This is a genomic window from Kribbella sp. NBC_00359 (genome assembly GCF_036097425.1).
GTDB lineage: Bacteria > Actinomycetota > Actinomycetes > Propionibacteriales > Kribbellaceae > Kribbella.
Window position 1 is genome coordinate 2,028,125 of the sequence record NZ_CP107975.1, and the last position, 25,069, is coordinate 2,053,193.

General features: G+C 69.3%; 25 protein-coding genes. 9 read left to right on the forward strand and 16 right to left on the reverse strand.

The genetic code is table 11. The features are described from left to right. The first annotated feature begins 40 nt into the window (after nt 1-40). A complete protein-coding gene (locus OG876_RS09910) occupies nt 41-667 on the forward strand; it encodes a TetR/AcrR family transcriptional regulator (RefSeq protein ID WP_328524498.1) in 627 nt (208 codons plus the stop codon). A 31-nt stretch (nt 668-698) separates the two neighbouring features. Here the strand turns inward: OG876_RS09910 and OG876_RS09915 are convergent, their stop codons facing one another. The 5 genes from OG876_RS09915 to dnaK all read right to left on the reverse strand — a co-directional run bounded on the left by OG876_RS09915 (nt 699) and on the right by dnaK (nt 5,723). Then, nucleotides 699-1,235 carry a GNAT family N-acetyltransferase gene (locus OG876_RS09915; protein WP_328524499.1) on the reverse strand — a complete coding sequence of 179 codons (537 nt, stop codon included), beginning with the start codon at nt 1,233-1,235 and terminating at the stop codon, nt 699-701. A gap of 269 nt (nt 1,236-1,504) precedes the next feature. Further along, nucleotides 1,505-1,960, reverse strand: coding sequence for a heat shock protein transcriptional repressor HspR (locus OG876_RS09920; RefSeq protein WP_328524500.1), 456 nt, complete (start codon nt 1,958-1,960; stop codon nt 1,505-1,507). Next, on the reverse strand, nt 1,960-3,135 hold the full coding sequence (gene dnaJ / locus OG876_RS09925) for a molecular chaperone DnaJ (RefSeq protein WP_328524501.1): 1,176 nt from the start codon (nt 3,133-3,135) through the stop codon (nt 1,960-1,962). The genes OG876_RS09920 and dnaJ overlap by 1 nt, the downstream gene beginning before the upstream one ends. Nucleotides 3,136-3,162: 27 nt before the next feature. Further along, nucleotides 3,163-3,864: a nucleotide exchange factor GrpE gene (gene grpE / locus OG876_RS09930; RefSeq protein ID WP_328524502.1), complete on the reverse strand. Its 702-nt coding sequence runs from the start codon at nt 3,862-3,864 to the stop codon at nt 3,163-3,165. Beyond that, complete coding sequence (dnaK, locus tag OG876_RS09935) at nt 3,861-5,723, reverse strand: molecular chaperone DnaK (RefSeq protein ID WP_328524503.1); 1,863 nt, start codon at nt 5,721-5,723, stop codon at nt 3,861-3,863. Before dnaK ends, grpE begins: the two co-directional genes overlap by 4 nt. 242 nt (nt 5,724-5,965) lie before the next feature. Here dnaK and OG876_RS09940 point away from each other — a divergent pair, with 242 nt between their 5' ends. After that, a complete protein-coding gene (locus tag OG876_RS09940; protein ID WP_328524504.1) occupies nt 5,966-6,433 on the forward strand; it encodes a GNAT family N-acetyltransferase in 468 nt (155 codons plus the stop codon). Here the strand turns inward: OG876_RS09940 and hutI are convergent. From hutI to hutH, 9 genes are all read right to left on the reverse strand, one after another. Further along, nucleotides 6,430-7,593 (reverse strand): imidazolonepropionase, encoded by a 1,164-nt coding sequence (hutI, locus tag OG876_RS09945; protein WP_328524505.1) that lies wholly within the window; start codon nt 7,591-7,593, stop codon nt 6,430-6,432. The two genes, OG876_RS09940 and hutI, sit on opposite strands and share 4 nt — an antisense overlap. After that, nucleotides 7,590-8,900, reverse strand: coding sequence for a formimidoylglutamate deiminase (locus OG876_RS09950; RefSeq protein ID WP_328524506.1), 1,311 nt, complete (start codon nt 8,898-8,900; stop codon nt 7,590-7,592). Before OG876_RS09950 ends, hutI begins: the two co-directional genes overlap by 4 nt. Further along, nucleotides 8,897-10,105: an allantoate amidohydrolase gene (locus tag OG876_RS09955; protein WP_328524507.1), complete on the reverse strand. Its 1,209-nt coding sequence runs from the start codon at nt 10,103-10,105 to the stop codon at nt 8,897-8,899. Before OG876_RS09955 ends, OG876_RS09950 begins: the two co-directional genes overlap by 4 nt. After that, complete coding sequence (locus OG876_RS09960) at nt 10,102-11,031, reverse strand: ABC transporter substrate-binding protein (protein WP_328524508.1); 930 nt, start codon at nt 11,029-11,031, stop codon at nt 10,102-10,104. The genes OG876_RS09955 and OG876_RS09960 overlap by 4 nt, the downstream gene beginning before the upstream one ends. A gap of 115 nt (nt 11,032-11,146) precedes the next feature. Beyond that, a complete protein-coding gene (locus OG876_RS09965; RefSeq protein ID WP_328524509.1) occupies nt 11,147-11,797 on the reverse strand; it encodes an ABC transporter permease in 651 nt (216 codons plus the stop codon). Between the two features lies 1 nt (nt 11,798). Continuing rightward, nucleotides 11,799-12,455, reverse strand: a complete 657-nt coding sequence (locus tag OG876_RS09970; RefSeq protein ID WP_328524510.1) for an ABC transporter permease — start codon at nt 12,453-12,455, stop codon at nt 11,799-11,801. Further along, entirely contained in the window at nt 12,452-13,453 is a 1,002-nt protein-coding gene (locus tag OG876_RS09975; RefSeq protein WP_328524511.1) for an ABC transporter ATP-binding protein, read from the reverse strand. Before OG876_RS09975 ends, OG876_RS09970 begins: the two co-directional genes overlap by 4 nt. A 173-nt stretch (nt 13,454-13,626) precedes the next feature. After that, a complete protein-coding gene (gene hutU / locus OG876_RS09980) occupies nt 13,627-15,282 on the reverse strand; it encodes a urocanate hydratase (RefSeq protein WP_328524512.1) in 1,656 nt (551 codons plus the stop codon). A gap of 16 nt (nt 15,283-15,298) precedes the next feature. Further along, the gene (gene hutH, locus OG876_RS09985) at nt 15,299-16,846 is read right to left on the reverse strand and encodes a histidine ammonia-lyase (protein ID WP_328524513.1); all 1,548 of its coding nucleotides are present in this window, start codon (nt 16,844-16,846) and stop codon (nt 15,299-15,301) included. Nucleotides 16,847-16,950: 104 nt separating this feature from the next. On the opposite strand from hutH, the gene OG876_RS09990 reads away from it, so the two are divergent. The 3 genes from OG876_RS09990 to OG876_RS10000 are packed head-to-tail and all read left to right on the forward strand — an operon-like array spanning nt 16,951 to nt 18,818. Next, entirely contained in the window at nt 16,951-17,847 is an 897-nt protein-coding gene (locus tag OG876_RS09990; RefSeq protein ID WP_328524514.1) for a GNAT family N-acetyltransferase, read from the forward strand. Next, nucleotides 17,844-18,035 carry a hypothetical protein gene (locus tag OG876_RS09995; protein WP_328524515.1) on the forward strand — a complete coding sequence of 64 codons (192 nt, stop codon included), beginning with the start codon at nt 17,844-17,846 and terminating at the stop codon, nt 18,033-18,035. Before OG876_RS09990 ends, OG876_RS09995 begins: the two co-directional genes overlap by 4 nt. 24 nt (nt 18,036-18,059) lie before the next feature. After that, nucleotides 18,060-18,818, forward strand: a complete 759-nt coding sequence (locus OG876_RS10000; RefSeq protein WP_328524516.1) for an IclR family transcriptional regulator — start codon at nt 18,060-18,062, stop codon at nt 18,816-18,818. 75 nt (nt 18,819-18,893) lie between these two features. Here OG876_RS10000 and rpmG read toward each other — a convergent pair whose 3' ends face one another. Continuing rightward, the gene (gene rpmG / locus OG876_RS10005) at nt 18,894-19,061 is read right to left on the reverse strand and encodes a 50S ribosomal protein L33 (protein WP_328524517.1); all 168 of its coding nucleotides are present in this window, start codon (nt 19,059-19,061) and stop codon (nt 18,894-18,896) included. 124 nt (nt 19,062-19,185) lie between these two features. Here rpmG and OG876_RS10010 point away from each other — a divergent pair, with 124 nt between their 5' ends. The 3 genes from OG876_RS10010 (at nt 19,186) to OG876_RS10020 (ending at nt 22,181) form a co-directional block, all read left to right on the forward strand. After that, on the forward strand, nt 19,186-20,280 hold the full coding sequence (locus OG876_RS10010) for a GTP-binding protein (RefSeq protein ID WP_328524518.1): 1,095 nt from the start codon (nt 19,186-19,188) through the stop codon (nt 20,278-20,280). After that, complete coding sequence (locus OG876_RS10015; RefSeq protein ID WP_328524519.1) at nt 20,277-20,522, forward strand: type B 50S ribosomal protein L31; 246 nt, start codon at nt 20,277-20,279, stop codon at nt 20,520-20,522. Before OG876_RS10010 ends, OG876_RS10015 begins: the two co-directional genes overlap by 4 nt. A 237-nt stretch (nt 20,523-20,759) precedes the next feature. Further along, nucleotides 20,760-22,181, forward strand: coding sequence for an aromatic amino acid lyase (locus tag OG876_RS10020; RefSeq protein ID WP_328524520.1), 1,422 nt, complete (start codon nt 20,760-20,762; stop codon nt 22,179-22,181). Here the strand turns inward: OG876_RS10020 and OG876_RS10025 are convergent. Continuing rightward, nucleotides 22,178-23,020: a hypothetical protein gene (locus OG876_RS10025; protein ID WP_328524521.1), complete on the reverse strand. Its 843-nt coding sequence runs from the start codon at nt 23,018-23,020 to the stop codon at nt 22,178-22,180. The two genes, OG876_RS10020 and OG876_RS10025, sit on opposite strands and share 4 nt — an antisense overlap. 144 nt (nt 23,021-23,164) lie before the next feature. Here OG876_RS10025 and OG876_RS10030 point away from each other — a divergent pair, with 144 nt between their 5' ends. Further along, the gene (locus tag OG876_RS10030) at nt 23,165-24,997 is read left to right on the forward strand and encodes an APC family permease (protein WP_328524522.1); all 1,833 of its coding nucleotides are present in this window, start codon (nt 23,165-23,167) and stop codon (nt 24,995-24,997) included. Nucleotides 24,998-25,069: the final 72 nt, after the last annotated feature.

Here is a 25,069-nt window from a genome sequence, read left to right on the forward strand (position 1 = left end):
GCGACAAGTGGACGGTGTCCACTAAGTTAGTCTGTTGCCCATGACACCAGAGGCGACGCGGCGGAGGGTGCGGGGCGCGGTCCGCGACGGCCTCGTCGCCGCAGGGCTGGAGCTGGCCCGGACCGGTGGCCCGGACGCGGTCCTGCTACGCGAGGCGACCCGATCGGTCGGCGTCGTGCCCAACGCCGCCTATCGGCACTTCGCCGACCGTGACGAACTGCTCGCCGCGGTCTGTGCGGCGGCGATGCGCGAACTGGCCGACCGGATGGCCGCCGGTGTCGGTCGGGTGCGCGGCAAACATGGCGATGCCGCGGCTGCCGGTCGCCGTCTCGGCGCGATCGGTGCCGCGTACCTGGATTTCGCTCGCGAGGAGCCCGGACTGTTCGCCACGGCGTTCGCAGTGCCGGCGCAGCATGAGTACGCCGCCACGGTCGACGGGACCGGGCAGGACCAGTCACCCCTCGGTCAGCTGCGAGCCGTCCTCGACGAGCTCGTCGTCGCCGGTGTACTCGCGCCCGGACGCCGGGACGGCATTGAGTACCCGATCTGGTCCACGGTGCACGGACTCGCTGTCCTCACCGGCCAAGGACCCTTGCGCGACGCCCCCGACGCCACCCGCCGGAAGTTCGAGCAGCTCACCCTCGGCTTCATCGCCGGCGGACTGTGACGGGGTCACCCAGTCGCAGCCGCTGGTTGCTTCAGGCCCTGAACTCCGAGGCGCGGATGCGGTAGACCTGCAGATTCAGGTCGTAGTACTTGTCGGTCTCGCCGACCCACTGCATCTCGAGCCGGCGGGCCGTGGCGATGGCGCGTTTGTTGTTCGGGCGGGCGACGGCGAACAGCTCGTCGACGGCACCTTCCTTGAACGCCCAGCGCATCAGCTCGCGGCTGGCCTCGGTCGCGTACCCATGACCCCAGGCGCTCGGCCGCAGCTGCCAGCCGATCTCCAGGTCCTCCTCGTACGGCGGGAGCAGGCGGATCACCAGTGCGCCGACGACCTCACCGTTGTCCCGGCGGGCAACGGCCCACCGGCCCGCGGGGAGGACGAAGTTCGGCTGGGCCTCGATCCAGGCCTGCAGGATGAGCCGCATGCTGGCGACGTCGGGGACCTTCTCGATGGCCGGCGACAGCCAGGGCGCCACATCGGCCGAGCCGTAGATCTCCAGCGCGGCCTCGGCGTCGTCTTCTTCCCAGTCCCGGATGATCAGCCGGTCTGTCTGCAGACTGAGTGTCACCTCGCCAGAGTAGGCGGTGAACGGCCGCAGACAACATGGCCCGCGGTGACCGGGAGATGAACGCGCGGAGCCCCGGCCGTGCGGCCGGGGGCTCCGTTGCGAGCGAGCCGCAGGGCGGTCCTGGAACGGACCACCCTGCGGGGGCCGAAGGGCGCTGGGGGGGATAGCGCGCCTTCGACGGTGGAGGCGTCGGGGGGACGACGACCTCCACGGACCGGAGGATCCGAAGGGTGGGTTCGGGAATCCTCCGGTGGTCGGAGAATGCTGGGTCAGCGGGGACCCAGCTCCAGTGGCTGGGTCCGGATCCAGCGGGTCGTGGTCTGCTGCCGGCCCATGGCGATCACGTCGCCGGCCGGACCGGCTGAGAACACCCGGCTGTTGGTGCTCTGCCGGGACACACCGACACCGCGCTGGACTTCTGCGAGGAGCTGGTTGACCCGCCTTCGCAGGTCCTCCACCTCCGACTGTAGCGCGAGGATGTGCCGAATTCCCGCCAGGTTGACGCCCTCTTCCTGGGACAGGTGCTGCACGTAGCGAAGCCTCGCCACGTCGTACGCCGAGTACCGCCGGCCGCGGCCGGACGCCCGGCTCGGCACCACGAGGCCGAGCCGGTCGTACTGGCGCAGGGTCTGCGGGTGCATGCCGGCCAGCTGGGCCGCCACCGAGATCACGTAGATCGGGGTGCGGTCGTCCCAGGTCGGCACCTGGCTGAACGGGAGGCCCATCACGAGCTCCCGAACAACCCGGCCCGCAGGTCAGGGTGGTCCGACGCCGAGTTGAACTCCTGCAGCTTGGCGCGCTGCTCGTCGGTCAGCTCGTGCGGGACCTGTACCTCGAGGGTGAGCAGGATGTCGCCCTTGGTGCCGTCCCGCCGGACCGAGCCCTTGCCACGGACGCGCAGCTTGCTGCCGTTCGCCGTACCGGCAGGGATCCGGACCGTGACCGGCATGCCGTCCAGGGTCGGGACCTTGATCTCGGCGCCCAGCGCGGCCTCGGTGAAGCTCACCGGGACATTCAGCGTCAGGTGCTCGCCCTGGCGGCCGAAGATCCGGTGCGACTTCACATGCACGGTGACGTAGAGGTCGCCCGCGGGGCCACCCCGTTCGCCCGCCGCGCCCTTGCCCTTCAGGCGGATCCGCTGACCGTCCTGCACGCCCGCGGGGATGCGGACCTGCATGGTCTTGCTCGACTGGCCGCGGCCGGAGCCGTGGCAGGTCTCGCACGGCTCGTCGACGACCAGGCCGCGCCCCTTGCACTCGGTGCACGGCTCGGTCATGGCGAACACGCCGCCCTGGACCGAGGTCTGCATGCCCGTGCCCTCGCACTTGAGGCAGACCTTGGGCACCGTGCCGTACTTCGCGCCGGTGCCCCGGCAGGTCTTGCACGGCTCGTCGCTGGTCATCCGCAGCCCGACGGTGACACCGTTCACGGCCTCGGCGAACTCGATCGTCGCCTCGGTCTCGATGTCCGCACCGCGCCGCGGCCGGGCCGTCGACGTGGTGGTCGTGGTCCGGCCACCACCGCCGAACATGCCGCCCAGGATGTCGCCGAGACCGCCGCCACTGCCACCGGAGCCACCGCCGCGGTTGAACAGGTCGCCGACGTCGAAGTTGAACCCGCCGCCGCCCTGACTGCTGCCACTCGGCATCCGGAAGCCGCCGCTGCCGAACAGCCGGCGGGCCTCGTCGTACTCCTTGCGCTTCTTCGGGTCGCCGACGACGTCGTACGCCTCGGAGACCTCCTTGAACTTGGCCTCCGCGGACGCGTCACCGGCATTGGAGTCGGGGTGGTACTTGCGCGCCAGCTTGCGGTAGGCCTTCTTGATCTCATCGGCCTCGGCGGTCTTGGAGACGCCGAGAACCTTGTAGAAGTCCTTCTCGAGCCAGTCCTTCGTGCTCACTTGACGCCTCCCCTCCCGTCGTGGTCGTTACTCCGCGGACCTGTCCGCGTCTTCATCTGTGCTCTCCACCGGTACGTCGGCCTTGGCGGCGTCGGCCGGCAGTTGCTCGGTCGGCTCCGACACGGCCACCCGGGCCGCCCGCAGGACACGCTCGCCGAGGCGGTACCCCGGCTGCATGACCATGGTCGCGGTCGGACCGTCCACCTCGTCGGAGTAGTTGTGCAGCAGGGCCTCGTGGATGCGCGGGTCGAAGGTGTCACCCTTCTCGCCGAACTTCACCAGGCCGAGCTTCTCGGTGACCCGTTCCAGCGATTCGGCGACCGCCTTGAACGCGCCCTCGAGCTCACCCGCTTCCCGGGCCCGGCCGACGTCGTCCAGGATCCCGAGCAGCTCGGTCAGCACCGAGCCGATCACGAGCTCCCGCGAAGCCTCCCGGTCCCGGTCCACCCGGCGCTTGTAGTTGACGTACTCGGCCTGCAGTCGCTGCAGGTCCGCCGTACGCTCGGCGAGCGCCTCGGTCAACAGTGCCTCCTGGGCGGACGGGCCGATCAGATCGGACGGGTCCCGCGGCGGCTGCGCGCCCGGGGTGCCCGGCATGCCCGGTGCGGCGCCGGCCGCGGGAGCCCCGGAAGGCTCCCGCGCCGCGCCGGTGTCCGGGTCGATCCGGCGCTTGTCCCGGACGACGGGCTCGCCGTCGCCGAACTCGCTGCCAGTCGGTCGATCCGTCACTTGTCCTCCGTCTTGTCCTGCGGCCGGTCCTCGTCCACGATCTCGGCGTCGACGACGTCGTCGTCGCTGCTCGAGCTGCTCTCGTCGGACGCGGAGCTGCTGTCCTCGGAACTGCCGGCGGCCTGGGCGTTCGCGTACATCGCGGCACCCATCTTCTGGCTGGACTGGGCGAGCTTCTCCGACGCGGCCTTGATCGCGTCGGCGTCGTCACCCTCGAGGGCCTTCTTCAGCTCCGCGACGCCGTCCTTGACCTCGGTCTTGACGTCGTCGGGGATCTTGTCCTCGTTCTCCTGCAGGAACTTCTCGGTCTGGTAGACCAAGCTCTCCGCCTGGTTGCGGGACTCGACCGCCTCGCGGCGCAACCGGTCCTCCTCGGCGTACTGCTCGGCGTCGCGGACCATCTGGTCGATGTCGGTCTTCGGCAGCGCGGAGCCACCCGTGACCGTCATCCGCTGCTCCTTGCCGGTGGCCAGGTCCTTCGCGTTCACGTGCACGATGCCGTTCGCGTCGATGTCGAAGGTGACCTCGATCTGCGGCACGTTGCGCGGCGCCGGCGGCAGGCCGGTCAGCTCGAAGTTGCCGAGCGACTTGTTGTCGCGCGCCATCTCCCGCTCGCCCTGGTAGACCTGGATCATCACCGACGGCTGGTTGTCCTCGGCCGTGGTGAAGATCTCCGAGCCCTTGGTCGGGATCGTGGTGTTGCGCTCGATGATCTTGGTGAACACGCCGCCCTTGGTCTCGATGCCCAGGCTCAGCGGGGTCACGTCGAGCAGCAGGACGTCCTTGACCTCACCCTTCAGCACACCGGCCTGCAGGGAGGCGCCGACCGCGACGACCTCGTCCGGGTTCACACCTTTGTTCGGGTCCTTGCCACCGGTCAGCTCCTTGACCAGCTCGGCCACCGCGGGCATCCGGGTGGAGCCGCCGACCAGGATCACGTGGTCGATCTTCGACACGTCGATGCCGGCGTCCTTGATGACGGCCTTGAACGGGGCGCGGGCGCGCTCCAGCAGGTCGTTGGTCATCTTCTGGAACTCGGCCCGGGAGAGCTTCTCCTCCAGGTGCAGCGGGCCGGACTCGGTCAGGCTGAGGTACGGCAGGTGGATCGTGGTCTCGGCCGCGGCGGACAGCTCGATCTTGGCCTTCTCGGCGGCCTCGGTGAGGCGCTGCATGGCCATCTTGTCGCCGGACAGGTCGGTGCCGTTCTTGTTCTTGAACTGGGTCACCAGCCACTGCACGATCCGCATGTCCCAGTCGTCACCACCGAGGTGGTTGTCACCGCTGGTCGCCTTCACCTCGAAGACGCCGTCGCCGATCTCCAGCAGCGACACGTCGAACGTGCCACCACCGAGGTCGAAGACCAGGATGGTCTGCTCGGTGCCCTTGTCCAGGCCGTAGGCGAGCGCGGCCGCGGTCGGCTCGTTGACGATCCGGTGCACCTTCAGGCCCGCGATCTCGCCGGCCTCCTTGGTCGCCTGGCGCTGCGCGTCGGAGAAGTAGGCCGGCACGGTGATGACCGCGTCGGTGACCTGCTCCCCGAGGTACGCCTCGGCGTCCCGCTTCAGCTTCTGCAGCACGAACGCGCTGATCTGCTGCGGCGTGAACTTCTTGCCGTCGATGTCGACGCTCCAGCTCTCGCCCATGTGACGCTTGACGGAGCGGATGGTGCGGTCGACGTTCGTGGTGGCCTGGCGCTTCGCCACCTCGCCGACCAGGACCTCGCCGTTCTTGGCGAAGGCCACCACCGAGGGCGTCGTACGCGCTCCCTCGGCGTTGGGGATGACGGTGGGCTCGCCACCCTCGAGTACGGCGATGACGGAGTTCGTCGTACCCAGATCGATACCGACCGCGCGGGCCATGCTTTACCTCCACAGAGTTGAGTGATGCAGACTCAATGTTGCCGTTCGCCGGCCTCGGTTTCAAATCCGTGACTGAACAAACTTGAGTTCACTAGACTCAACATGGCACACCGCACAGGTCATTCCCAAGGCAGGCCCCCATTTTCCGGGTCCTGTCCAGGGTCGGGCCAGGGAGCACCCGAACTGACCCCTGCCGCAGAAAAGGTTTTCCGTGGGAGGGTGTCACCGTGAGACTCCGCCCTATGACCGCCGCTGACCTCGCCGCGGTACTTGCGCTCAACGCCACCGCGGAGGGTCTGGTCGAACCACTCGGCCCCGACCGCCTTGACTGGCTCCGCCTGATCGCCGCCCACGCGGCCGTGGTCGACCTCGACGGCCGTCCGGCCGGCTTCCTGCTCACCTTCACCCCGGGGTCGGCGTACGACGGCCTCGAGTTCCAGTGGTTCGCGGCCACGTACGCGAGCCGCTTCCTGTTCATCGAGCGGATCGTGATCGCCCCCGAGCACCGCCGCGAGGGCCTCGCCTCGCAGGTGTACGGCGCGATCGAACGCGCCGCCAAACCCTTCGAGCGCGCCGCCACCCGGGTCCGCACCGACCCACCCGACCTCGCCGGCCTCGCGTTCCACACCAACCGCGGCTACGTCGAGGTAGCCAAACAACGCCTGGCCAACGGCACCACCACAACCCTCCTCACGAAGGACCTCACCTAGACCGGTCGGCCGCCTAGGAACGTCTGGGAGATCAGGGGGACTCCCGGGCGGTAGGAGAGGTGTAGGTGGGTGGGGGCGTTGAGGATGGTCAGGTCTGCCTGGGCGCCGGGGGCTAAGTGACCAATGTCACTTCGGCGGAGGGACGCGGCGCCGCCAGCTGTGGCGGACCAGAGGGCCTCGGCGGGCGTCATGTGCATCTCGCGGACGGCCAGGGCGATGCAGAACGGCATCGAGGACGAGTAGCCGGAGCCCGGGTTGCAGTCGGTGGCGAGGGCTACGGTGACGCCGGCGTCGAGGAGGCGTCGGGCGTTGGGGTACGGCGAACGCGTGGAGAACTCGATCGCCGGGAGGAGACCGGCGACCACGCCCGTGGAAGCCAAGGCGTCGACGTCGACGTCGGTGAGATAGGTGCAGTGGTCGGCCGCTGCGGCGCCGACCGAGCACGCCAGCTGGACCCCGGGACCCTCGCCGAGCTGGTTGGCGTGGACGCGGGCCTCCAGGCCGCGCGCCAGGCCGGCCTCGAGGATCGCGCGACCCTGGTCCTCGTCGAAGGCACCGCGCTCGACGAAGACATCGATCCACTTGGCGTGCCCCACGACTGCCTCGAGCATCGGCCCGGTCACCAGCGACACGTAGCCCGCCGGGTCGTCGGCGTACTCGGCGGGTACGACGTGCGCCCCGAGGTACGTCGTCTCGTCGGTGAAGTGCCCCGCGATCTCCAGCGCCCGCGCCTCGTCGCCCACCGTCAGCCCGTACCCGGACTTGATCTCGACCGTCGTCGTGCCCTGGCGCCGCATCTCCGTCACCAGCCGGGCGACGTTCGCCGTGAGCTGCTCATCCGTGGCCTGCCGGGTTGCCGCGACCGTGGTCCGGATCCCACCGGCGGAGTACGGCGTACCCGTCATGCGGGCCGCGAACTCCTCGGCCCGGTCGCCGGCGAACACCAGATGGGAGTGCGAGTCCACGAAACCGGGGATCACCGCACGCCCACCCAACTCCAGGACTTCGTCAGCTGCGGGCGCCTCGCGCCGGCTGCCGACCCACGCGACCTTGCTGCCCTCGATCACCAGGGCCGCGTCGTGCAGCTCACCGAGCAGGTCGCCACGCGCTGGGTCGTTCGTCACCAGCGAACCGATGTCCGTCAACAGTAGAGAAGTCACCGTGTCACCGCCGCGATCGAGGCCGCCAGCTCGGCCGCCACATGAAGGTTCGTATGCTTGCCATCAGCAACCAAAAGCTTGCCGGACACAATCACATCACTCACGTCAGCAGCCGATGCCGCGAACACGGCGGTCTCCACAGTCCCGCCGGTTCCCGCCGTACGCACGCTGTCCAGCCGGACCGCGACCAGGTCGGCACGGGCGCCCACCGCGATCACGCCGGCGTCGTCGAACCCGATCGACCGGTGCCCGTCGGCCGTTGCGGCTTTGAGGAGTTCCGCTGCCGACCAGTGGCCGCGCTCCTGGGAGGCGAGCCGCTCGTCCAGTTCCACCGCGCGCATCTCTTCGAACAGGTCGATCACCGCGTGGCTGTCGGACCCGAGCGTCAACGGCGACCCGGCGTCGCGGAGCGCCACCGACGGGCCGATCCCGTCGGCCAGATCCCGCTCGGTGGTCGGGCAGAAGCACGAGTACGTCGCCGAGCTGCCGAGCAGCCGGACATCGACATCGGTGAGATGCGTCGCGTGGACGGCGCTCGTGCGGCCGCTGAGGAACCCAGCCTCGTCGAGCACCTGCGCGGGCGTCCGGCCGTACGCCTCGAGGCAGGCTGCGTTCTCCGCGACCTGCTCGGACAGGTGCACATGGAGTGGTACGTCGGGGAACGCCGACGCGACCGCACCGATCTGCTCCGGCGGCACCCCGCGGACCGAATGCGCCGCCGCACCGATCACGACGTCATCGGATCCGGACAGCGAGGAGACCCGTGCGGCCCAGCTCGCGGCGTCGCCGTCGCTGAAACGTTGCTGCACCTCGTTGAGCGGTTGGTCGATGCCGCCGGCGAGATAACAGGTGTCCAGCAAGGCGATCCGGATCCCGGCGTCGCGAGCCGCCGCGATCAGCGCCGTACCCATGGCGTTCGGGTCGTCGTAGTGGCGGCCGCCCGGGGCGTGGTGCAGGTAGTGGAACTCGCCGACCGCGGTGATCCCGGCGAGCAGCATCTCGCCGTAGACGGCGCGGGCGAGGTCGTAGTACGTGTCCGGCCTGAGTGCCGCGGCGACGGCGTACATCTGGTCGCGCCAGGTCCAGAAGGTGCCGCGCTCGGTCTGCGTCCGCCCGCGGAGAGCCCGGTGGAACGCGTGACTGTGACAGTTGGCCAGCCCTGGAAGCACGAGGCCGTCCAGCCGTACAGCGTCGCCCGGATCCACATCGGTCTCGATGGAAGCGAACCGCCCGTCGGCGACCGTCACCAGCACGCCCTCGGTGATGCCGGTTGGTAGCAGGGCGGTCGAGCACCAGTACGACGTCACGTGGCGAGATCCTTCAGTACGGCGGCCAGCGCGTCGACGCCGGCGAGACAGTCGTCCAGCTCGGCGTACTCGGCGGGTGAATGGGACACGCCGGTCGGGTTCCGGACGAACAGCATCGCGGTCGGGATGCCGGCCGCGGAGAACACCCCGGCATCGTGACCGGCACCGGTCGGAAGCACGGGCGCACCATTCAGTACGCCGACCAGCCGGTCCCGTAGCCCGGTCGGGAAGTCGACGATCGGCGAGACCGATTCGGCGACCACCTCAAGCGTCGTACCGTCCCGCTCGGCCCGCTCGGTTGCCTGCTTGGTGATTGCTGCCAGCAACGACTGCAGGATGTCGTCGGTGGCGGCGCGGGCGTCCAGCCAGGCGGTGACCTGCGACGGTACGGCGTTGGTGCCGTTGGGCTCCACGGACAGCCGCCCGAACGTCGCGCGGGCACCGGCGAGGCGGGCCTGCTTGTTCGCGGCCAGCGCGGTCATGGCGTACGTGAGCATCGGGTCGTGCCGGTCCTCCATCAGCGTCGTACCGGCATGGTTGGCCTCCCCGCCGAACGTGAACCGATACCTGCCATGCGGCCAGATCGAACTGGCCACCCCCACCGGAGCCGTCAGCCCCCGCCCCTGCTCCACATGCAACTCGACGAACGTCCCCATCCGCTCCAGCAACGGGGACGGCCCGACTCCAGCAGGATCAGTGCCGGCCGCCTCCAACGCAGCACTGAGCGACACCCCGGCCCGGTCCTTCAAACCAAGAGCCTTCTCAGCCGGCAACACCCCGGCAGCCACCCGGGACCCCAGGCAGGGCATCCCGAACCGCGACCCTTCCTCCTCGACAAAGGCCCCGACTCCGATCGGCACCGACGGCACGAACCCCTCCGCCCGCAACTGATCGACCGCGACCAGCGCGGACACCACCCCGAGCGGCCCGTCGAAGGCCCCACCATCGATCACCGAGTCCAGGTGGCTCCCGGTGACGACTCCCGGCCGGTGGGCCGACTCGCCACGCCGGTCCAGCGGGTCCCACCAGGCGACGAGGTTGCCGATGCCGTCCGACTCGACGTGCAGCCCGCGGGCGACGCACTGGTCTTGGAACCAGTGCGTCGCGTCGCGTTCGGTGGGGGTCCAGCCGCCTCGGTGGTAACCGCCGGTGTCGGGGTCACGGCCGATGGCGGACAGGTCCGCCCACAGGGATTCGAAACTCAAGACAGCGGGTTCTTCGACAGCCAGTCCTTGGCCACCGCGTCCGCGCTCTCCTTGCCGACGTCGATGCGCTTGACCAGATCGGTCAGGGTATCGGTGGTCAGCTTGGCGTCCACCGCGTTCAGCGTCGCGGCGATCTCGTCCGACTTGTGGTCGGTCCGGATCAACGGAACGATGTTGTTCGGCGGCAGGATGTGCTCCGGGTCGTCCAGCTGGACCAGGCCCTGCTCCTTGATGACCGACTGGGTGGTGAACAGGTTCGTCAGCTGGATCTGGTTGTCCAGCAGCGCCTTGATGCTCAGCGGGCCACCGGCGTCCAGCGTCTTGTACTCCTTGAACTCGACGCCGTACTTCTCCTTCAGGCCCTTGAGGCCGGCGGACCGGACCTTGAACTCCGAGCTACCGCCCGCGACCATCTCCTTGCCGACGGCCTTCAGGTCGGCCAGCGACTTCAGGCTGTACTTGTCCGCGGTCGCCTTGGTCACCACGATGGTGTCCTCGTCGGCGGCCGGCGACTTGTCCAGCACCTCGAGCCCGGGCGTGAGCGCCTTCTTCAGGGCCTCGTACGCCTTCTCCGGGTCGGTCTCGGTGGAGTTCTTGTCGAAGTACGCCAGCGAGGCGCCGGTGTACTCCGGGACCAGGTCGACCGAGCCGTCCTTGATCGCGGCCATGTAGGTCTCGCGGTTGCCGATGTTCGGCTTCTTCTTCACCTCGATGCCCTTGGCGGCGATCGCCTGCCCGTAGATCTCCGCCAGCAGCTGGCTCTCGGAGAAGTCGGCGGACCCGACGGTGATACTCGACACCTTGGACGGCGCGGGCGAGGAGCCCGCGTTGTCGCTGCCGAGCTGGTCGCCCCCACCCCCGCAACCAGCCAGGCCGAGCACCGCCACCCCGGCGATCGCAGTACGGATGAGTGTGGATCTCAACACGAGAGCCTCCAGAGTCTCGTCAGCCACCGGCCGGTGCCGATGGATGTTTCGATGGGGCGGTTCAGCAGATTCATCAGATCGTCAAGTTCATCAGATACGTCGGACAAAACCGGTGTCACCTGGCCTTCAGGCCCTCCGACACCGTGAGCCGGGCGATCGCCGCGAAGATCGCGTCGAGCCCGATGGCGAGCAGGGCCACCAGCAGGGCGCCGGTGAACATCTGCGGGAAGTCGCGGAGCTTCAGCCCGTCGACCACGTAGCGGCCGAGGCCGCCGAGCGACACCAGTGCGGCGATCGTCGCTGTCGAGACGATCTGCAGGGTGGCGCTGCGCAGACCGGAGATGATCAGCGGCAGCGCGATCGGGATCTCCACCTTGGTCAGGATCTCCCGGCCGGTCATCCCCATCCCCCGGGCCGCGTCGATCGTGGCCGGATCGACACCGGACAGACCGGCGTACGTCGAGGCCAGGATCGGCGGGATACCGAGCGCGACCAGCGCGATCAGCACCGGCAGGAAGCCGATCTGGTTGGTCAGCAGGACGGCGATCATCAGCAGGCCGAGGCTCGGCAGGGCGCGGGCGGCGTTACCCAGGTTGATCGCCAGGAACGCGCCGCGCCGGGTGTGGCCGATCCACAGGCCGATCGGCAGCGCGATCACCGCGGACAGCCCGAGCGCGGCGAACGTGTACCAGAGGTGCTGGACGATCCGCGCCCAGATCCCCTCATTGCCGGACCAGTTGTAGGAGTCGGTGAGGTACTGCCACATGTCAGGCCACCCCCGCCACCGGAGTCGCGACGCGCGCCCACGGGGTGAGGAGCCGCTGCGCCGTGACGATGATCAGGTCGCAGCACAGCGCCAGCAGCAGCGACAGCACCACCCCGACCACCACCGGGGTGAGGAAGTCCTTCTGGAAGCCGAGCGTGAACAGCTCCCCCAGGCCGCCGATGCCGATCACCGCGCCGACACTCACCATCGAGATGTTCGCCACGGTCACGACGCGCAGCCCGGCGAAGATCACCGGTACGGCGATCGGCAGGTCGACCGCGACCAGCCGGTGCAACGGGCTGTACCCGACCGCGATCGCCGACTGGCGCACTTCGGCCGGTACGGAGCGGAGTCCGTCGATCACGTTACGGATCAGCAGGGACACCGTATAGAGGGTCAGCGCGACGATGATGTTGACCGTGGACAGCACCTTGGTACCGAGGACCGCCGGGATCACGATGAACAGCGCGATCGACGGCAGCGAGTACAGCACGCCGCCGAACGCGACCAACGGATTGGCCAGCCACCCGTACCGCGTGGCGATATACCCGAGCGGCACCGCGATCAGCAGCCCGAGGATCACCGGGACGATCGACAGATAGACGTGTTCGCGCAACTGCTCCCAAATCAGCCCGGAGTTGTCGCCAATCCAGGTCATGGGCGCAACGCCTCGGCTACTGTGCCTTGATCGACTACGCCGATGGCACGGCCTTCGTCGTCGACGCAGACGCCCAACCCGCTCGGGGAGGTCAGGACGGAGTCGAGGGCGGCGCGGAGCGAGTCGCCTCGCTTGAAGACCGCGCCGACCGGCAGCAGAGTCTCCGCGCTGCCGTTGCGCCAGCCGACCGGTACGCCGTCCTTCAGCGCGAGCTCAGGTGGCAACGGCTTGACCGGCAACTCGTCGGGATGCACGAACGTGAGAGCCCGGTAACCACGATCCTGTCCGACGAACCCCCGGACGAAGTCGTCGACCGGGTTGGCCAGCAGCTCCGCGGGCGGAGCGAACTGGGCAAGCTTGCCGCCGACCTTCAGCACGGCGACGTTGTCGCCGAGCTTGATCGCCTCGTCGATGTCGTGGGTGACGAACACGATGGTCTTGCCGATGTCGCGCTGCAGCCGGAGCAGCTCTTCCTGCAACTGGTGCCGCACGATCGGGTCGACGGCACTGAACGGCTCGTCCATCAGCATGATGGCCGGATCGGCGGCCAGGGCGCGGGCGACGCCGACTCGTTGCTGTTGGCCACCGGACAGCTGGGCCGGATACCGCTGGGCCAGCTTGGGATCCAGGCCGACGCGCTCGAGCAGCTCCATCGCGGTGTCGCGGGTCCGGCGCTTGTCCCAGCCGAGCAGCTTCGGCACGGTGGCGACGTTGTCGACCACCGTCTTGTGCGGGAACAGGCCGGCATGCTGGATCACATACCCGATGCCGCGCCGCAGCGTGACCGGGTCCTTGCTGTTGATGTCCTCGCCGTCGATCGAGATGCGGCCGCTGGTGCGTTCGATCGTGCGGTTGATCATCCGCAGTGACGTGGTCTTGCCGCAGCCGGACGGCCCGACGAACACGGTGATCTGGTTGCTCGGGATCCGCAGGGACAGGGTGTCGACGGCGACGGTGCCGTCCGGATACCGCTTGGTGACGTCCTCGAACTCGATCATTGCGCCCCTTCGCGCTCGTCGTCGGTCGCCCGATCGACCCTAGCGGACCGCGAGACCGATGCCACGTGATCGCACGGTTTCTCGATCCCCGAGAAAGTGCACCATAGCGGTAGGCATTGCTACGATCGCACTGTGCTATCTCCAGCCCTGTCGCACCGCCCCGGCCAGGGGAGTCAGCTCTCCCGCATCGGGATCCGGACCCCTCGTTCGTCGGCGACCTCTACTGCCTTGTCGTAGCCGGCGTCGACGTGCCGGATGACACCCATCGCCGGGTCGTTGGTGAGAACCCGCTCCAGCTTCCGCCGGGCCAGGTCGGTGCCATCGGCAACCGATACCTGGCCGGCATGGATGGACCGGCCGATGCCGACGCCGCCGCCGTGGTGGATCGACACCCAGGACGCGCCGCTGGCCACGTTCACCATTGCGTTCAGCAACGGCCAGTCCGCGATCGCGTCCGAGCCGTCCAGCATGCCTTCGGTCTCCCGGTACGGCGACGCGACGCTGCCGGTGTCCAGGTGGTCCCGGCCGATCACGATCGGCGCCTCGAGCTCACCGGAGGCGACCATGTCGTTGAACCGCACCCCGGCCTTGTCCCGCTCGCCCTGGCCCAGCCAGCAGATCCGTGCCGGCAGGCCCTGGAACGCGACCCGCTCGCCGGCCAGCGTGATCCAGCGCCGCAGGTGCTCGTTGTCCGGGAACAGGTCCAGGATCGCCTGGTCCGTCTTCGCGATGTCGGCCGGGTTGCCGGACAGCGCGGCCCACCGGAACGGGCCCTTTCCCTCACAGAACAAGGGCCGGATGTACGCCGGCACGAAGCCGGGGAACTCGAACGCACGGGAGTACCCGGCCTTGCGGGCCTCGTCGCGGATCGAGTTGCCGTAGTCGAACACCTCGGCCCCCGCGTCCTGGAAGCCGACCATCGCGGCGACGTGCCGGGCCATCGAGGCCTGCGCGCGCTCGGTGAAGCCGGCCGGGTCCTTCTCGCGGGCGGTGGTCCAGTCGTCGAAGTCGATGCCCACCGGCAGATACATCAGCGGGTCGTGCGCCGAGGTCTGGTCGGTGACGATATCGATCGGCGCACCCAACTGCAGCAGCTCCGGGACGATCACCGCGGCGTTGCCCAGGACACCGATCGACAGCGGCCGCCGGGCCTTCTTGGCCTCCTCGGCCAGCCGCAGCGCGTCGTCCAGCGACTTGGCGCGGACGTCAAGATACCGATGCTCGATCCGGCGGTCGATCCGGCTGGAGTCGACGTCGATGCAGATCGCGACGCCATCGTTCATGGTGACGGCGAGCGGCTGAGCGCCGCCCATGCCACCGAGACCCGCGGTCAGCGTGATGGTGCCCGCCAGCGAACCGCCGAACTTCTTCTCCGCGACCGCACCGAACGTCTCGTACGTGCCCTGCAGGATGCCTTGCGTGCCGATGTAGATCCACGAGCCGGCCGTCATCTGGCCGTACATGGTCAGACCCATCGCCTCGAGCTTGCGGAACTCCTCCCAGGTGGCCCAGTCGCCGACCAGGTTCGAGTTCGCGATCAGTACGCGCGGCGCCCACTCGTGGGTCTGCATGACGCCGACCGGCTTGCCGGACTGCACCAGCATCGTCTCGTCGTCCTTCAGCGTGGTCAGCGTCCGGACCATCGCGTCGAACGAGTTCCAGTCCCGGGCCGCCTTGCCGGAACCGCCGTACACGACCAGTTCGTCGGGGTGTTCGGCGACCTCGGGGTCGAGGTTGTTCTGCAGCATCCGCAGCGCGGCCTCCTGCTGCCAGCCGCGGGCGGTCAAGGTGGTACCGCGGGGCGCGCGCACAGGACGGGGTCCGGACATGGGTGATCCAGCCTTTCTAGGACAGTGGGCCGGTGACGGCCTCGGCGACGGTGAGATAGGTGCCGTCGGCAACAAGCCGGACGGAGTGCTCGAGCTCGGGGGCGAGATGCCGGTCGGTGCCCGGCCCCTCGACGTACTCCCGGAGGGCGGTCCGGACGGCGGCGGTGGCCGGCGCCGGGGTCAGTGGCGCGCGCAGGTCCAGCGCCCGCGCGGCGGTGAGGATCTCGATCGCGAGCACCCGCTGGAGCCCGTCGATCGACTTGCGCAGCTTGCGGGCAGCCGACCAGCCCATCGAGACGTGGTCCTCCTGCATCGCGCTGCTCGGGATCGAGTCCACGCTGGCCGGTACGGCGAGCCGCTTCAGCTCGGACACGATCGCGGCCTGCGTGTACTGCGCGATCATGTGACCGCTGTCGACGCCGGGATCGTCGGCCAGGAAGGCGTTCAGCCCGTGGTTACGCGCGACGTCGAGGAAGCGGTCGGTACGGCGTTCGCTGATGCTGGCCACATCCGCCACGGCGATCGCCAGGAAGTCGAGCACGTAGCCGATCGGGGCGCCATGGAAGTTGCCGTTGGACTCGACCCGTCCGTCGGGGAGGACGACCGGGTTGTCGATCGCGGCGGCCAACTCATATCCCGCGACCGTGGCCGCGTGGGCGGCGGTGTCGCGCGCGGCGCCGTGCACCTGCGGTGAGCAGCGCAAAGAGTAGGCGTCCTGGACGCGGTTGCAGTCCGGCCCGCGATGGCTGGCGACGATCGCGCTGTCGGCGAGGATCGCGCGCAGGTTGGCGGCGGCGAGCGCCTGGCCGGGCTGCGGACGCAGCGCCTGCAGGTCGGCGGCGAACGCCCGGTCGGTGGCGAGCTGCCCCTCGACGCTCATCGCGGCGGCGATGTCGGCGGTCTTGAAGAGGCGGTCGAGATCGGCCAGCGCGAGCACCAGCATGCCGAGCATCCCGTCGGTGCCGTTGATCAGCGCGAGGCCTTCCTTCTCGGCCAGCACGACCGGGGTCAGTCCGTGGGCGGGCAGCGCGTCGCGGGCGTCGAGAAGGTTGCCCTCGGCATCTCTCACCGGGCCTTCGCCCATCACGGCGAGCGCGACGTGGGCCAGCGGTGCGAGGTCACCGGAGCAGCCGAGGCTGCCGTACTCGTGGACCACCGGAGTCAGGTGCGCGTTGAGCAGACCGGCGTACGCCTGGGCCGTCTCGACCTTCACGCCGGTCCGGCCGGTGGCGAGGGTCGACAGTCGCAGCAGGGCGAGCGCCCGTACCACTTCTGTCTCCACCTCGGGCCCGGAGCCGGCCGCGTGCGACCGGACCAGGCTGCGCTGCAACTGGGCCCGCAACTCGGGCGCGATGTGCCGGGTCGCGAGCGCGCCGAAGCCGGTCGAGACGCCGTAGTGCGGGGTGTCCGCGTGGGCCAGGGCCTCGATCGCGGCGCGTGACTTCGCGATCTCCTCGAGGGCCTGGTCGTCGATCTCCACCCGGGCTCCGTGCCGTGCCACCGCGACCACGTCGGCCGGTGTCAACGGCCCGACGCCGACGGTTACCTTGCTGGTCTCTTCCACTCGAACATTGCACCGCGCGGCACCCGCAACCGACAGCAGCGCCGTGCACTTTCTGTCTCGGATCTGAGACATCTGTGAACCCTCAGCCACCGTAGAGTTCAGGAATGGTGTTCGAGATCCGGACGGCGGCCCCGGAGGACGCGGCCGGAATCGCCCGGCTCTGGGCCGTCACGATGCCGCAACTGGTGATGACGGCCCGCGGTGTCGAAGCCGGACTTCGCCGTGCGAAGAGCCGCGTCGTCCTGGTCGCGGTCGACGGCCCGGAGGTGGTCGGCTACGCGAACATCTATCGACCCGACCCGGCGGAGCAGGCACCGCGGGTACGGATCACCGTCCACGTGGCGCCCGCGTCGCGGCGGCTCGGGATCGGGAGCGCGCTGCTCGACCAGGTCACTGCGCGCGCCGCCGAGGCCGGCGCGGCACGATTGCTGGTCGTGGTCGGCGATGACGACGAGTCGAAGGGATTCGCGACCCGGCGCGGCTTCACCATCGGCCGCCGGATGAGCCATTCCAAGGCGGAGCTGAGCGCGGCCCGCGAGCCGGTCGCGGCACCGTCCGGGCTTCGCGTTGCCGACTACGAGCAGGTGGATCCGCAGCAGCTCTACCTGGCCGAGGCCGCCGTGCGTGACGACGACCCCAGCGGTCTTTCGGGCGGTCCGGCGTACGACGAGTGGCTGGAAAGTGCTTGGAACCATCCGGACCTGCGGCGCGATCTCAGTATCGCGGTGCTCGACGGCGACACCGTGTTGTCCTTTGTGACGACGACTGCAGACCCGGAGCGAAGCATGATCTGGTCGAACCTGACGGGGACGATCCCGTCGGCCCGTGGACGTGGGCTGGCGAAGGTGGTGAAATCGCACGCGCTGGCGCGGGCCCGGGATGCCGGGTTCCGGATCGCATCCACCGGGAACGACGCCGGGAACGCGCCGATGCTCGCCGTGAACGAGTGGCTCGGGTACCGCGTGTCGTCGGGCGCCTGGACGGCGGAGAAGGCGCTGTGATCCGGTTCGCGCTGACGCTGGTGTTCTTCGGCGTCCTGTCCCTGGTCGTCGGTTCGCTGGTGTCCGGCGACGACTATTTCGACTGGGGCGTCACGGGTGGGCTGTTCGCGCTGGCCGTGGCGGGCGAGTGCGCAAGGTTCTGGTTGAAGCGGAGCCGCGCCAAGAAGCGGCAATCGTCCGGAATCTGAGACCGGGGCGGCTAGTCTGCCGTTGTGAGCGGCAACGTTCCCGCCTCGACCCGCACTCTGCGGGTGCTGACGTTCCTGGCCACCCAGCCCGGACCGGTACCGATGGAGCGCATCGCGTCCGCGGTCGGCCTGCCGCGCTCGTCGACGTACCACTTGCTGCGGGCAATGATCGACGAGGGCTTCGTCGTCCACCTGCCCGAGGAGAAGCGGTACGGGTTGGGAGTGGCCGCGTTCGAGATCGGCTCCGCCTATCTGCGGCACGACCCGCTCGAGCGGCTGGCGCGGCCGTTGCTCGTCCAGCTCGTCGCGGAGGTGGGGCAGACCGCGCACCTCGGCGTACTGCATGGTCGTGAGCTCGTCTATCTGCTGAAAGAGCAGCCGCCTCGCCCGGTCACGTTGGTCACCGACGTCGGCGTACGACTCCCCGCCACCCTCACCGCCTCCGGCCGTGCGCTCCTGGCCGAGCTCCCACCGGCCCAGGTCCGCGCGCTCTTCCCCACCCCGGAGAGCTTCGTACGACGCACCGACTACGGACCGCAGACCCTCACCCAACTCCGCCGCCTCCTGGCGGACGAGAAACGTCAGGGCTTCGCGGTCGAGGACTCCTTCATCACTCCCGGCGTCGCGTCCGTCGCCAGCGCTGCCCTCGACCACGCCGGCCACCCGGCCGCCGCCATCAGCGTCACTTTCCGCACCGACGCCGTACCCGCACCCGACCGCCACCTCCTGGCCCACCGCATCCGCCAAGCCGCCACAGCCCTGACCCGCCGCCTCCACGGCTGAACGTACGACGACCCTCCGCGGAGCCGGTTGGCTTCAGGAGGGTCGTCGGGGGCGACGTCGCGGTTGCGGAAAGGCTTACCGCTCTTCGCGGAAGTCGACGTGCTGGCGGACCGACGGGTCGTACTTGCGCATCACGAGCCGGTCGGGATTGTTCCGCCGGTTCTTGCGCGTTACATAGGTGAAGCCGGTGCCCGCCGTGCTGCGGAGCTTCACGATCGGGCGGAGGTCGTTGCGCTTGGCCATACTGTCCTTTCCTGGATCACCTGGCGGGTGACCCTCGCTCAGGAGAACACCGGTGGGGTGGCGGCTATTCCGGTTCGGAGGGTACTTTGTACTGGTTATCGTTTTCAATAAGACGGGAGTGCGGATGCTGCCGGTGACCTTGCTGACGGGTGTCGACGAGGAGTTCCGTGGCGCGGTCGCGGGGAACACCCTGGCCGCCGCCGGACCGGCCGGCGTCCTGATCGAGTACGACGTCAGCGGCCTGACCGAGGGCTCCGTCGTACGGATCGCCCGTACCGCCACCGGCGTGATCGACCGCGAGGTGATCCGGATGGACCACCCGTGCGTCTCCTGCGCGATGCGCGGCTCGCTGGTCGAGTTGCTGCTCAGCATCGCAGCCGTCGAGCAGTACGGCGTCGCGATCGTGGACCTGCCGTCCGCCGGAGACACCCAAGCCCTGACCGAGGAGATCGCCCGGGACGGCGCCGGCGAGCTCCGGGTGGATGCGGTTGTCACGACGGTCGACACGGGCAGCGTGATCGACGACCTGACCGGCGACCAGTTGATCCAGGATCGCGGTATTCCGACCGCCGCCGAGGACGGCCGGGCCATCGCCGAGGTGGTCGCGCGCCAACTGGAGTACGCGAACGCGGCCGTCCTCAGCAGCGACGACGACACCGTCCGCGCACTCGTCCGGGCGATCAACCCGCAGCTGCTCGTCCGGACCACGCCGGCCGGGCTCCTCGGCGTACGCCTGCAAGCTCCGGACGCGACCGAGCCGGGGTCGATCACGGCTCCGCAGGACGACGGGCCGGTGCGAACGCTCGTCTGGCAGTCGGACCGGCCGTTCCACCCCGAGCGGCTGTACGACGCGTTGGAGGATCTGGTCGTGGGTACGGCGCGCGGCCGGGGGACGCTGTGGATCGCGACCCAACACCGCAACCGGCTCAGCTGGGACAGCTTCGGCACCAACATCGCGCTCGGCGTCCTCGGTCCGTGGCTGGCCGATCTGCCGGCCGACCGCTGGTCCACGGTCGGGCAGCAGCATCAGGCCCGCTCGGCCCTCGAGTGGCACCCCGAGTACGGCGATCGCGCGTCGTACCTGTCCATCACTGGAGTCGGCCTGGACGTCCGGGAATTACGGGAGCGCCTCGATGGTTGTGTCCTTCGTGCGGATGAAGCGGTCCACCCCCTGACCGATCCGTTCGCCCCCTACTTGGAAGGAAGTACCGCAGCATGAAGAACGCCATTCACCCCGACTACCGCCGGGTCGTCTTCCGGGACAAGTCCGGCAACTTCAGCTTCCTCACCGGGTCGACGCGCGAGAGCAACGAGACCATCGAGTGGCACGACGGGAACACCTACCCGGTCGTCGACGTCGAGATCTCGTCCGCCAGCCACCCGTTCTACACGGGCCAGCAGCGCGTGATGGACACCCAGGGCCGCGTGGAGAAGTTCAAGAAGCGCTACGGCCAGAAGTAATCCTGGCTTCCAAACCCGCCGATCACCCGATCGGCGGGTTTTTTGTTGGCGGATATGTGCAGCTCGACAGGACCTGTCCCTCGGAAAGCGCCTGCCGAGGAGGGCCTGAGCCTGGCAGCGGCGACTTGGGCCGATGACCTCCTGTCGAGCTGCACGCTGACCCAGATGTCTCGGATTCGAGATGGCGGCTGGGTGGGGGTGCTATGTGGGTCGAGTGCCGGGGATCACACTGTGCCCATGGAACCGGTGGAGCTCACGGGTGGTGGGTTGACGCCGCTCGAGGCGGTGGCGCTCGGGCAGCGGCGGACGGCCGTGCGGCTGGGTGACGACGCGCGGAAGCGGATGCACGAGTCGGCCCTCGCGGTGGCCGAGGTCGCCCGGTACCGGCCGGTGTACGGGCGGACCACCGGGGTCGGCGCCAACCGTGACGTACTGACCTCCGACCCCGAGCACGGCGCCCGGTTGCTCGGATCGCATTCCACCACCGGTACGACGTCGTACCCGAAGGACGTGGTCCGGCTCGGGCTGCTGATCCGGGTGAACCAGCTCGCGGCCGGCGGGTCGGGGCTCGAGCCCGCGGTCGCCGACGCGATCGTTGCCTTGCTCAACGATGACGAGCTGCCCGACCTGCACCGCGGCGGCGCGATCGGGACCGGCGACCTCGGACCACTGGCCGAGCTCGGGCTCGCACTCGGCGACGTCATCGACGGGACCAGCGCACTCCCTCTGCTGTCCAGCAACGCCATCACGCTGGCCGAGTGCTGTCTCGCGTACGTCGAGGCCACCACACTGATCAACGTCGTACCGCTCGTCGGTGCCCTCTCGCACGTCGCCCTGCGCGGCAACGCCGAGGTGTACGACGTCCGCGTGCACGAGGCTCGTCCGCAGCCGGGGCAGGTCCGGGTCGCACGCCGGATGCGCGGACTCCTCGACGACCTGCCGCTACCACCGGCCCGGATCCAGGATCCCTTCGGACTCAGGGCTTTCGCACAGGTGCTCGGCCCGGCCGTCGACCATGTGGATGCCCTGGGCAACAGTATTCGGATCGACATCAACGCCTCCGCGGAGAACCCGCTCGTGGCCGGCGACACCGTGCTGCACAACGGCAACTGGCACGCGATGCCGATCGCGCTGGCCCTCGACTCGCTCCGGCTGAGCCTGCACAGTGTCGCGACCCTGTCGACGTCCCGGGTCGCGAATCTGGTCGACCCGGAGTACACCGGGCTCAGCCGGTTCCTGGCCAGCGGGGCCGAGGCGAGCTCCGGCGTGATGATGATCGAGTACGTCGCCCACGATGCGCTGGCCGCGGTCCGGTCGTCCGCCCAGCCGGCCACTCTCGGTACGGCAACCCTGTCCCGGGGCGCCGAACACCATGCCAGCTTCGCGCCACAGGCCGCCGTACTGACGGCTCAGCTCCTGGACGCGTTGCGGGAAGTCCTCGCGAGTGAGCTGGTCACCGCGGTCCGGGCGATTCGCCTGGCCGGGTTGACGCCTGAGGATCTCGCACCGGCCGCCGTCGGCCCGTGGCTGGCCGACGCGCTGTCGGCGCTACCGAGTGATCTCGCCGACCGTTCGTTGCGGGAGGACCTGGAGATCGCCCGCGGTCTGATGACCCAATGGGGCGACCGCCAGGTCGAACATCCCGCCGAGTCCGGCTAGAGCCTGTTGTAGGCCTTGAGGGTGCGGAGTGCGCCGAGGGTGACGATGCCTCGGTACGCGAGGGTGGACGCGGGGCCCGGGGGCTCCCAGGTGATGGCCCAGCCGCCGTCGGGTTGCTGGTCGGCGAGCAGGCGGTCCAGGTGGGCTTCCAGTTGGGCCTCGGTGAAGAGCGGGCGCCAGAAGCTGTCCGGGGCGGGGGCGAAGGACAGCGGGGTGACGCCGTACGTCGGGTCCGCGGCGTCGGCCCGGAACCACTGCAGCTTGGGGAGCCAGTCGCGGACGCGATCGAGGTCGACGTCGTCGGTGTGCTCCAGGAACTCGAGGACCTCGCGCATCCCGTGAGCGTCCTCGGGGAAGCCCTTGGCCACTTCCGCGCTGCACCAGGCGCCGGCCTTCTCGCGCCAGGGGTGCTCGAAGCCGAGTTTGTGCAGGCGGCCGACCAGGCCCGCGGTCGGGTTGAGGCCGGGCTGGTAGGTCCATTCGGTGATGTGTTCGGCGCGGGGATAGTCCTCGACGGCCGGTGCGCACAGCGAGACCGCGCCGTCCTGATTCGCCGTCAGGTCCAGCCAGTCGACCGCCCGGCGGACCATCAGGTCGTCCCGGGCTCCCGCCGCGAGCAAGGTGTCGAATGCGACCTCCACGTCGAGCGCGAGGCTGTCCGGGCACCGCTTGTCCGGCTCCAAGCCGTGACCGAAGCCGCCGTCGGCGTTCTGATAACCGCGGAGCGCGTCGACCACGCCCTGCGCGTCGGCGTCCTCGAAGAGTGTGGCGAACAGCCGGCTCTCGAGCAGCCGGGCGTCCCGCCGTACGAAATCACGACCTGCGGTGAAGATGTCCATGGGTCTACCTTGGCGCAGATCGCACCGCACGTCTTGAACGAATCGGACACCGGCATGAGGCGCGTGTTGAAGTTCGTGCGGGCGGCATGAGGATGCTGTGAGGATCGGGTGTCGAAGCCGGCCCCGGGCCTGAGAGTGGGGGGCGTGAGTGTCTCCGCGGACGAACGGCATCGGCTCGGTGTGATCGGCGGCCTGGCGGCACTGTCGCTGGACGCGATGGCCTCGGTGGCCTACGGGCCGGAGGCGATCGTTCTGGTCCTTGCTCTCGGCGGGGCGAGCGCGATCGGGCTGACGCTGCCGGTGACACTCGCGATCGCGGGCCTGCTGCTCGTGCTGGTGCTGTCCTATCGGCAGGTCATCGCGGCCTTCCCGGACGGCGGCGGTTCGTACGGCGTCGCGAAGAAGTACCTCGGTCGGCGCGCGAGCCTCGTGGCCGGCGCCTCACTCGTGATCGACTACGTGCTCAACGTCGCCGTGTCGGTCGCAGCCGGGGTCGCCGCGCTGACGTCCGCCGTACCAGGGCTGTACGGCTACCGGGTGTGGATCGCCCTCGCGGTGCTCGCCCTGGTGACCGCGGTGAATCTGAAGGGCGTCGCGCACAGCGCGCGGATGTTCATCGTGCCCACGGCCGTGTTCGTCGCGGCCATCCTGACGGTGATTCTGGCCGGTCTGCTCCGCGGCGAAGCCGCGGTCACCACCACGAGCGCGGAGCAGGCCGGTCAGATTCACGCCCTCGGGATTCTCCTGCTGCTGAAGGCCTTCGCGAACGGTTGCGCGGCACTGACCGGGGTCGAGGCGATCGCGAACGCCGTACCGAGCTTCCGCAAGCCGCGCGTGATCCGGGCCCAACGAGCCGAGGTCGCGCTTGGCGTTCTGCTGGCGACGATGCTGATCGGGCTTGCAGTCCTCATCAAGAAGTTCGAGATCAAGCCGGTCGAGGGCGTGACCGTCCTATCGCAGCTCGCCGACGCGTCCCTCGGCCACGGTTTCGGGTACTACGTTGTGCAGTTCTCGACCGTGATACTGCTGGCCCTGGCGGCCAACACGTCGTACGGCGGACTCCCGGTGCTGGCGCAGTTGCTGGCGAAGGACCACTACGTACCGCACGTCTTCAAGCTGCGGGGTCAGCGGCAAGTGTACCGCTACGGGATCGGGTTCCTGACGCTGGTCTCGGCGGTGCTGCTGATCGCGGCGCGCGGCGACATGAACACGCTGGTGCCGCTGTTCGCGATCGGGGTGTTCGTCGGATTCACGTTGTCGCAGGCCGGCATGGTCCGGCACTGGTGGCACGCGCGCCCGGCCGGGTGGCGGTTCAAGCTGGCCCTCAACGGATTGGGCGCCGTCCTCACCGGAGTGGCCGCGATCGTGGTCACGGCGTCGAAGTTCACCGACGGGGCGTGGCTGATCGCGATCGCGCTACCGCTTCTGGTGGTGTTGATGCAGGCCGTGCAGCGGAACTACCGGCGGATCGGTGAGCGGCTCGAGCTCGGCCGTGTTCCGGATCGTCCCGAGGCCCGCCGGTCGCGTGTCGTCGTACCGGTGAACGGCGTGAGCAAGCTGACCCGGGACGCGCTCTCGGTGGCGTCCGGGCTCGGGCACGACGTGGTCGCCGTTCACGCGGTGAACGCGAGTGACCCCGACGACGTGCGCGCGTTCAACCGGCTGCTCACGGACTGGGAGCGCTGGAATCCCGGCGTGCCGCTGGTCGCGCTGGCCGACGACCGGCGCCGGCTGACCGACCCGATCGTGCGCTACATCAAGCACACCGAGTTCGAGACCGTCTTCGTCCTCATCCCCGAGGTCGAACCCGAGCACCTGTGGCAGCGCCTGCTCCAGAACCACCGCGGCGCCCTGCTCGCCCACGCCCTCCGCCGCGACACCAACGCGATCGTCTGCCGCCTCCGCTTCCGCATCCGCGCCGACGAGCCGGCCCCGGCCGACCCCACCCCGACTCTGGTCACCATCAGCCAGGGTTAAGTCGTACCGAAGAACAGGACGTAGTCGTCTACGTAGATCGCATTCCTCGCCTGGGCACACCTGCCGCAGGGG

Coding starts and splice junctions, on each gene's coding strand:
- OG876_RS09910 (WP_328524498.1), top strand. CDS start 41: ATGACACCAGAGGCGACGCGGCGGAGGGTGCGGGGCGCGGTCCGCGAC.
- OG876_RS09920 (WP_328524500.1), bottom strand. CDS start 1,960: ATGGGCCTCCCGTTCAGCCAGGTGCCGACCTGGGACGACCGCACCCCG.
- dnaK (WP_328524503.1), bottom strand. CDS start 5,723: ATGGCCCGCGCGGTCGGTATCGATCTGGGTACGACGAACTCCGTCATC.
- OG876_RS09940 (WP_328524504.1), top strand. CDS start 5,966: ATGACCGCCGCTGACCTCGCCGCGGTACTTGCGCTCAACGCCACCGCG.
- OG876_RS09965 (WP_328524509.1), bottom strand. CDS start 11,797: ATGTGGCAGTACCTCACCGACTCCTACAACTGGTCCGGCAATGAGGGG.
- OG876_RS09970 (WP_328524510.1), bottom strand. CDS start 12,455: ATGACCTGGATTGGCGACAACTCCGGGCTGATTTGGGAGCAGTTGCGC.
- OG876_RS09975 (WP_328524511.1), bottom strand. CDS start 13,453: ATGATCGAGTTCGAGGACGTCACCAAGCGGTATCCGGACGGCACCGTC.
- hutU (WP_328524512.1), bottom strand. CDS start 15,282: ATGTCCGGACCCCGTCCTGTGCGCGCGCCCCGCGGTACCACCTTGACC.
- OG876_RS09990 (WP_328524514.1), top strand. CDS start 16,951: ATGGTGTTCGAGATCCGGACGGCGGCCCCGGAGGACGCGGCCGGAATC.
- rpmG (WP_328524517.1), bottom strand. CDS start 19,061: ATGGCCAAGCGCAACGACCTCCGCCCGATCGTGAAGCTCCGCAGCACG.
- OG876_RS10010 (WP_328524518.1), top strand. CDS start 19,186: ATGCTGCCGGTGACCTTGCTGACGGGTGTCGACGAGGAGTTCCGTGGC.
- OG876_RS10015 (WP_328524519.1), top strand. CDS start 20,277: ATGAAGAACGCCATTCACCCCGACTACCGCCGGGTCGTCTTCCGGGAC.
- OG876_RS10020 (WP_328524520.1), top strand. CDS start 20,760: ATGGAACCGGTGGAGCTCACGGGTGGTGGGTTGACGCCGCTCGAGGCG.
- OG876_RS10025 (WP_328524521.1), bottom strand. CDS start 23,020: ATGGACATCTTCACCGCAGGTCGTGATTTCGTACGGCGGGACGCCCGG.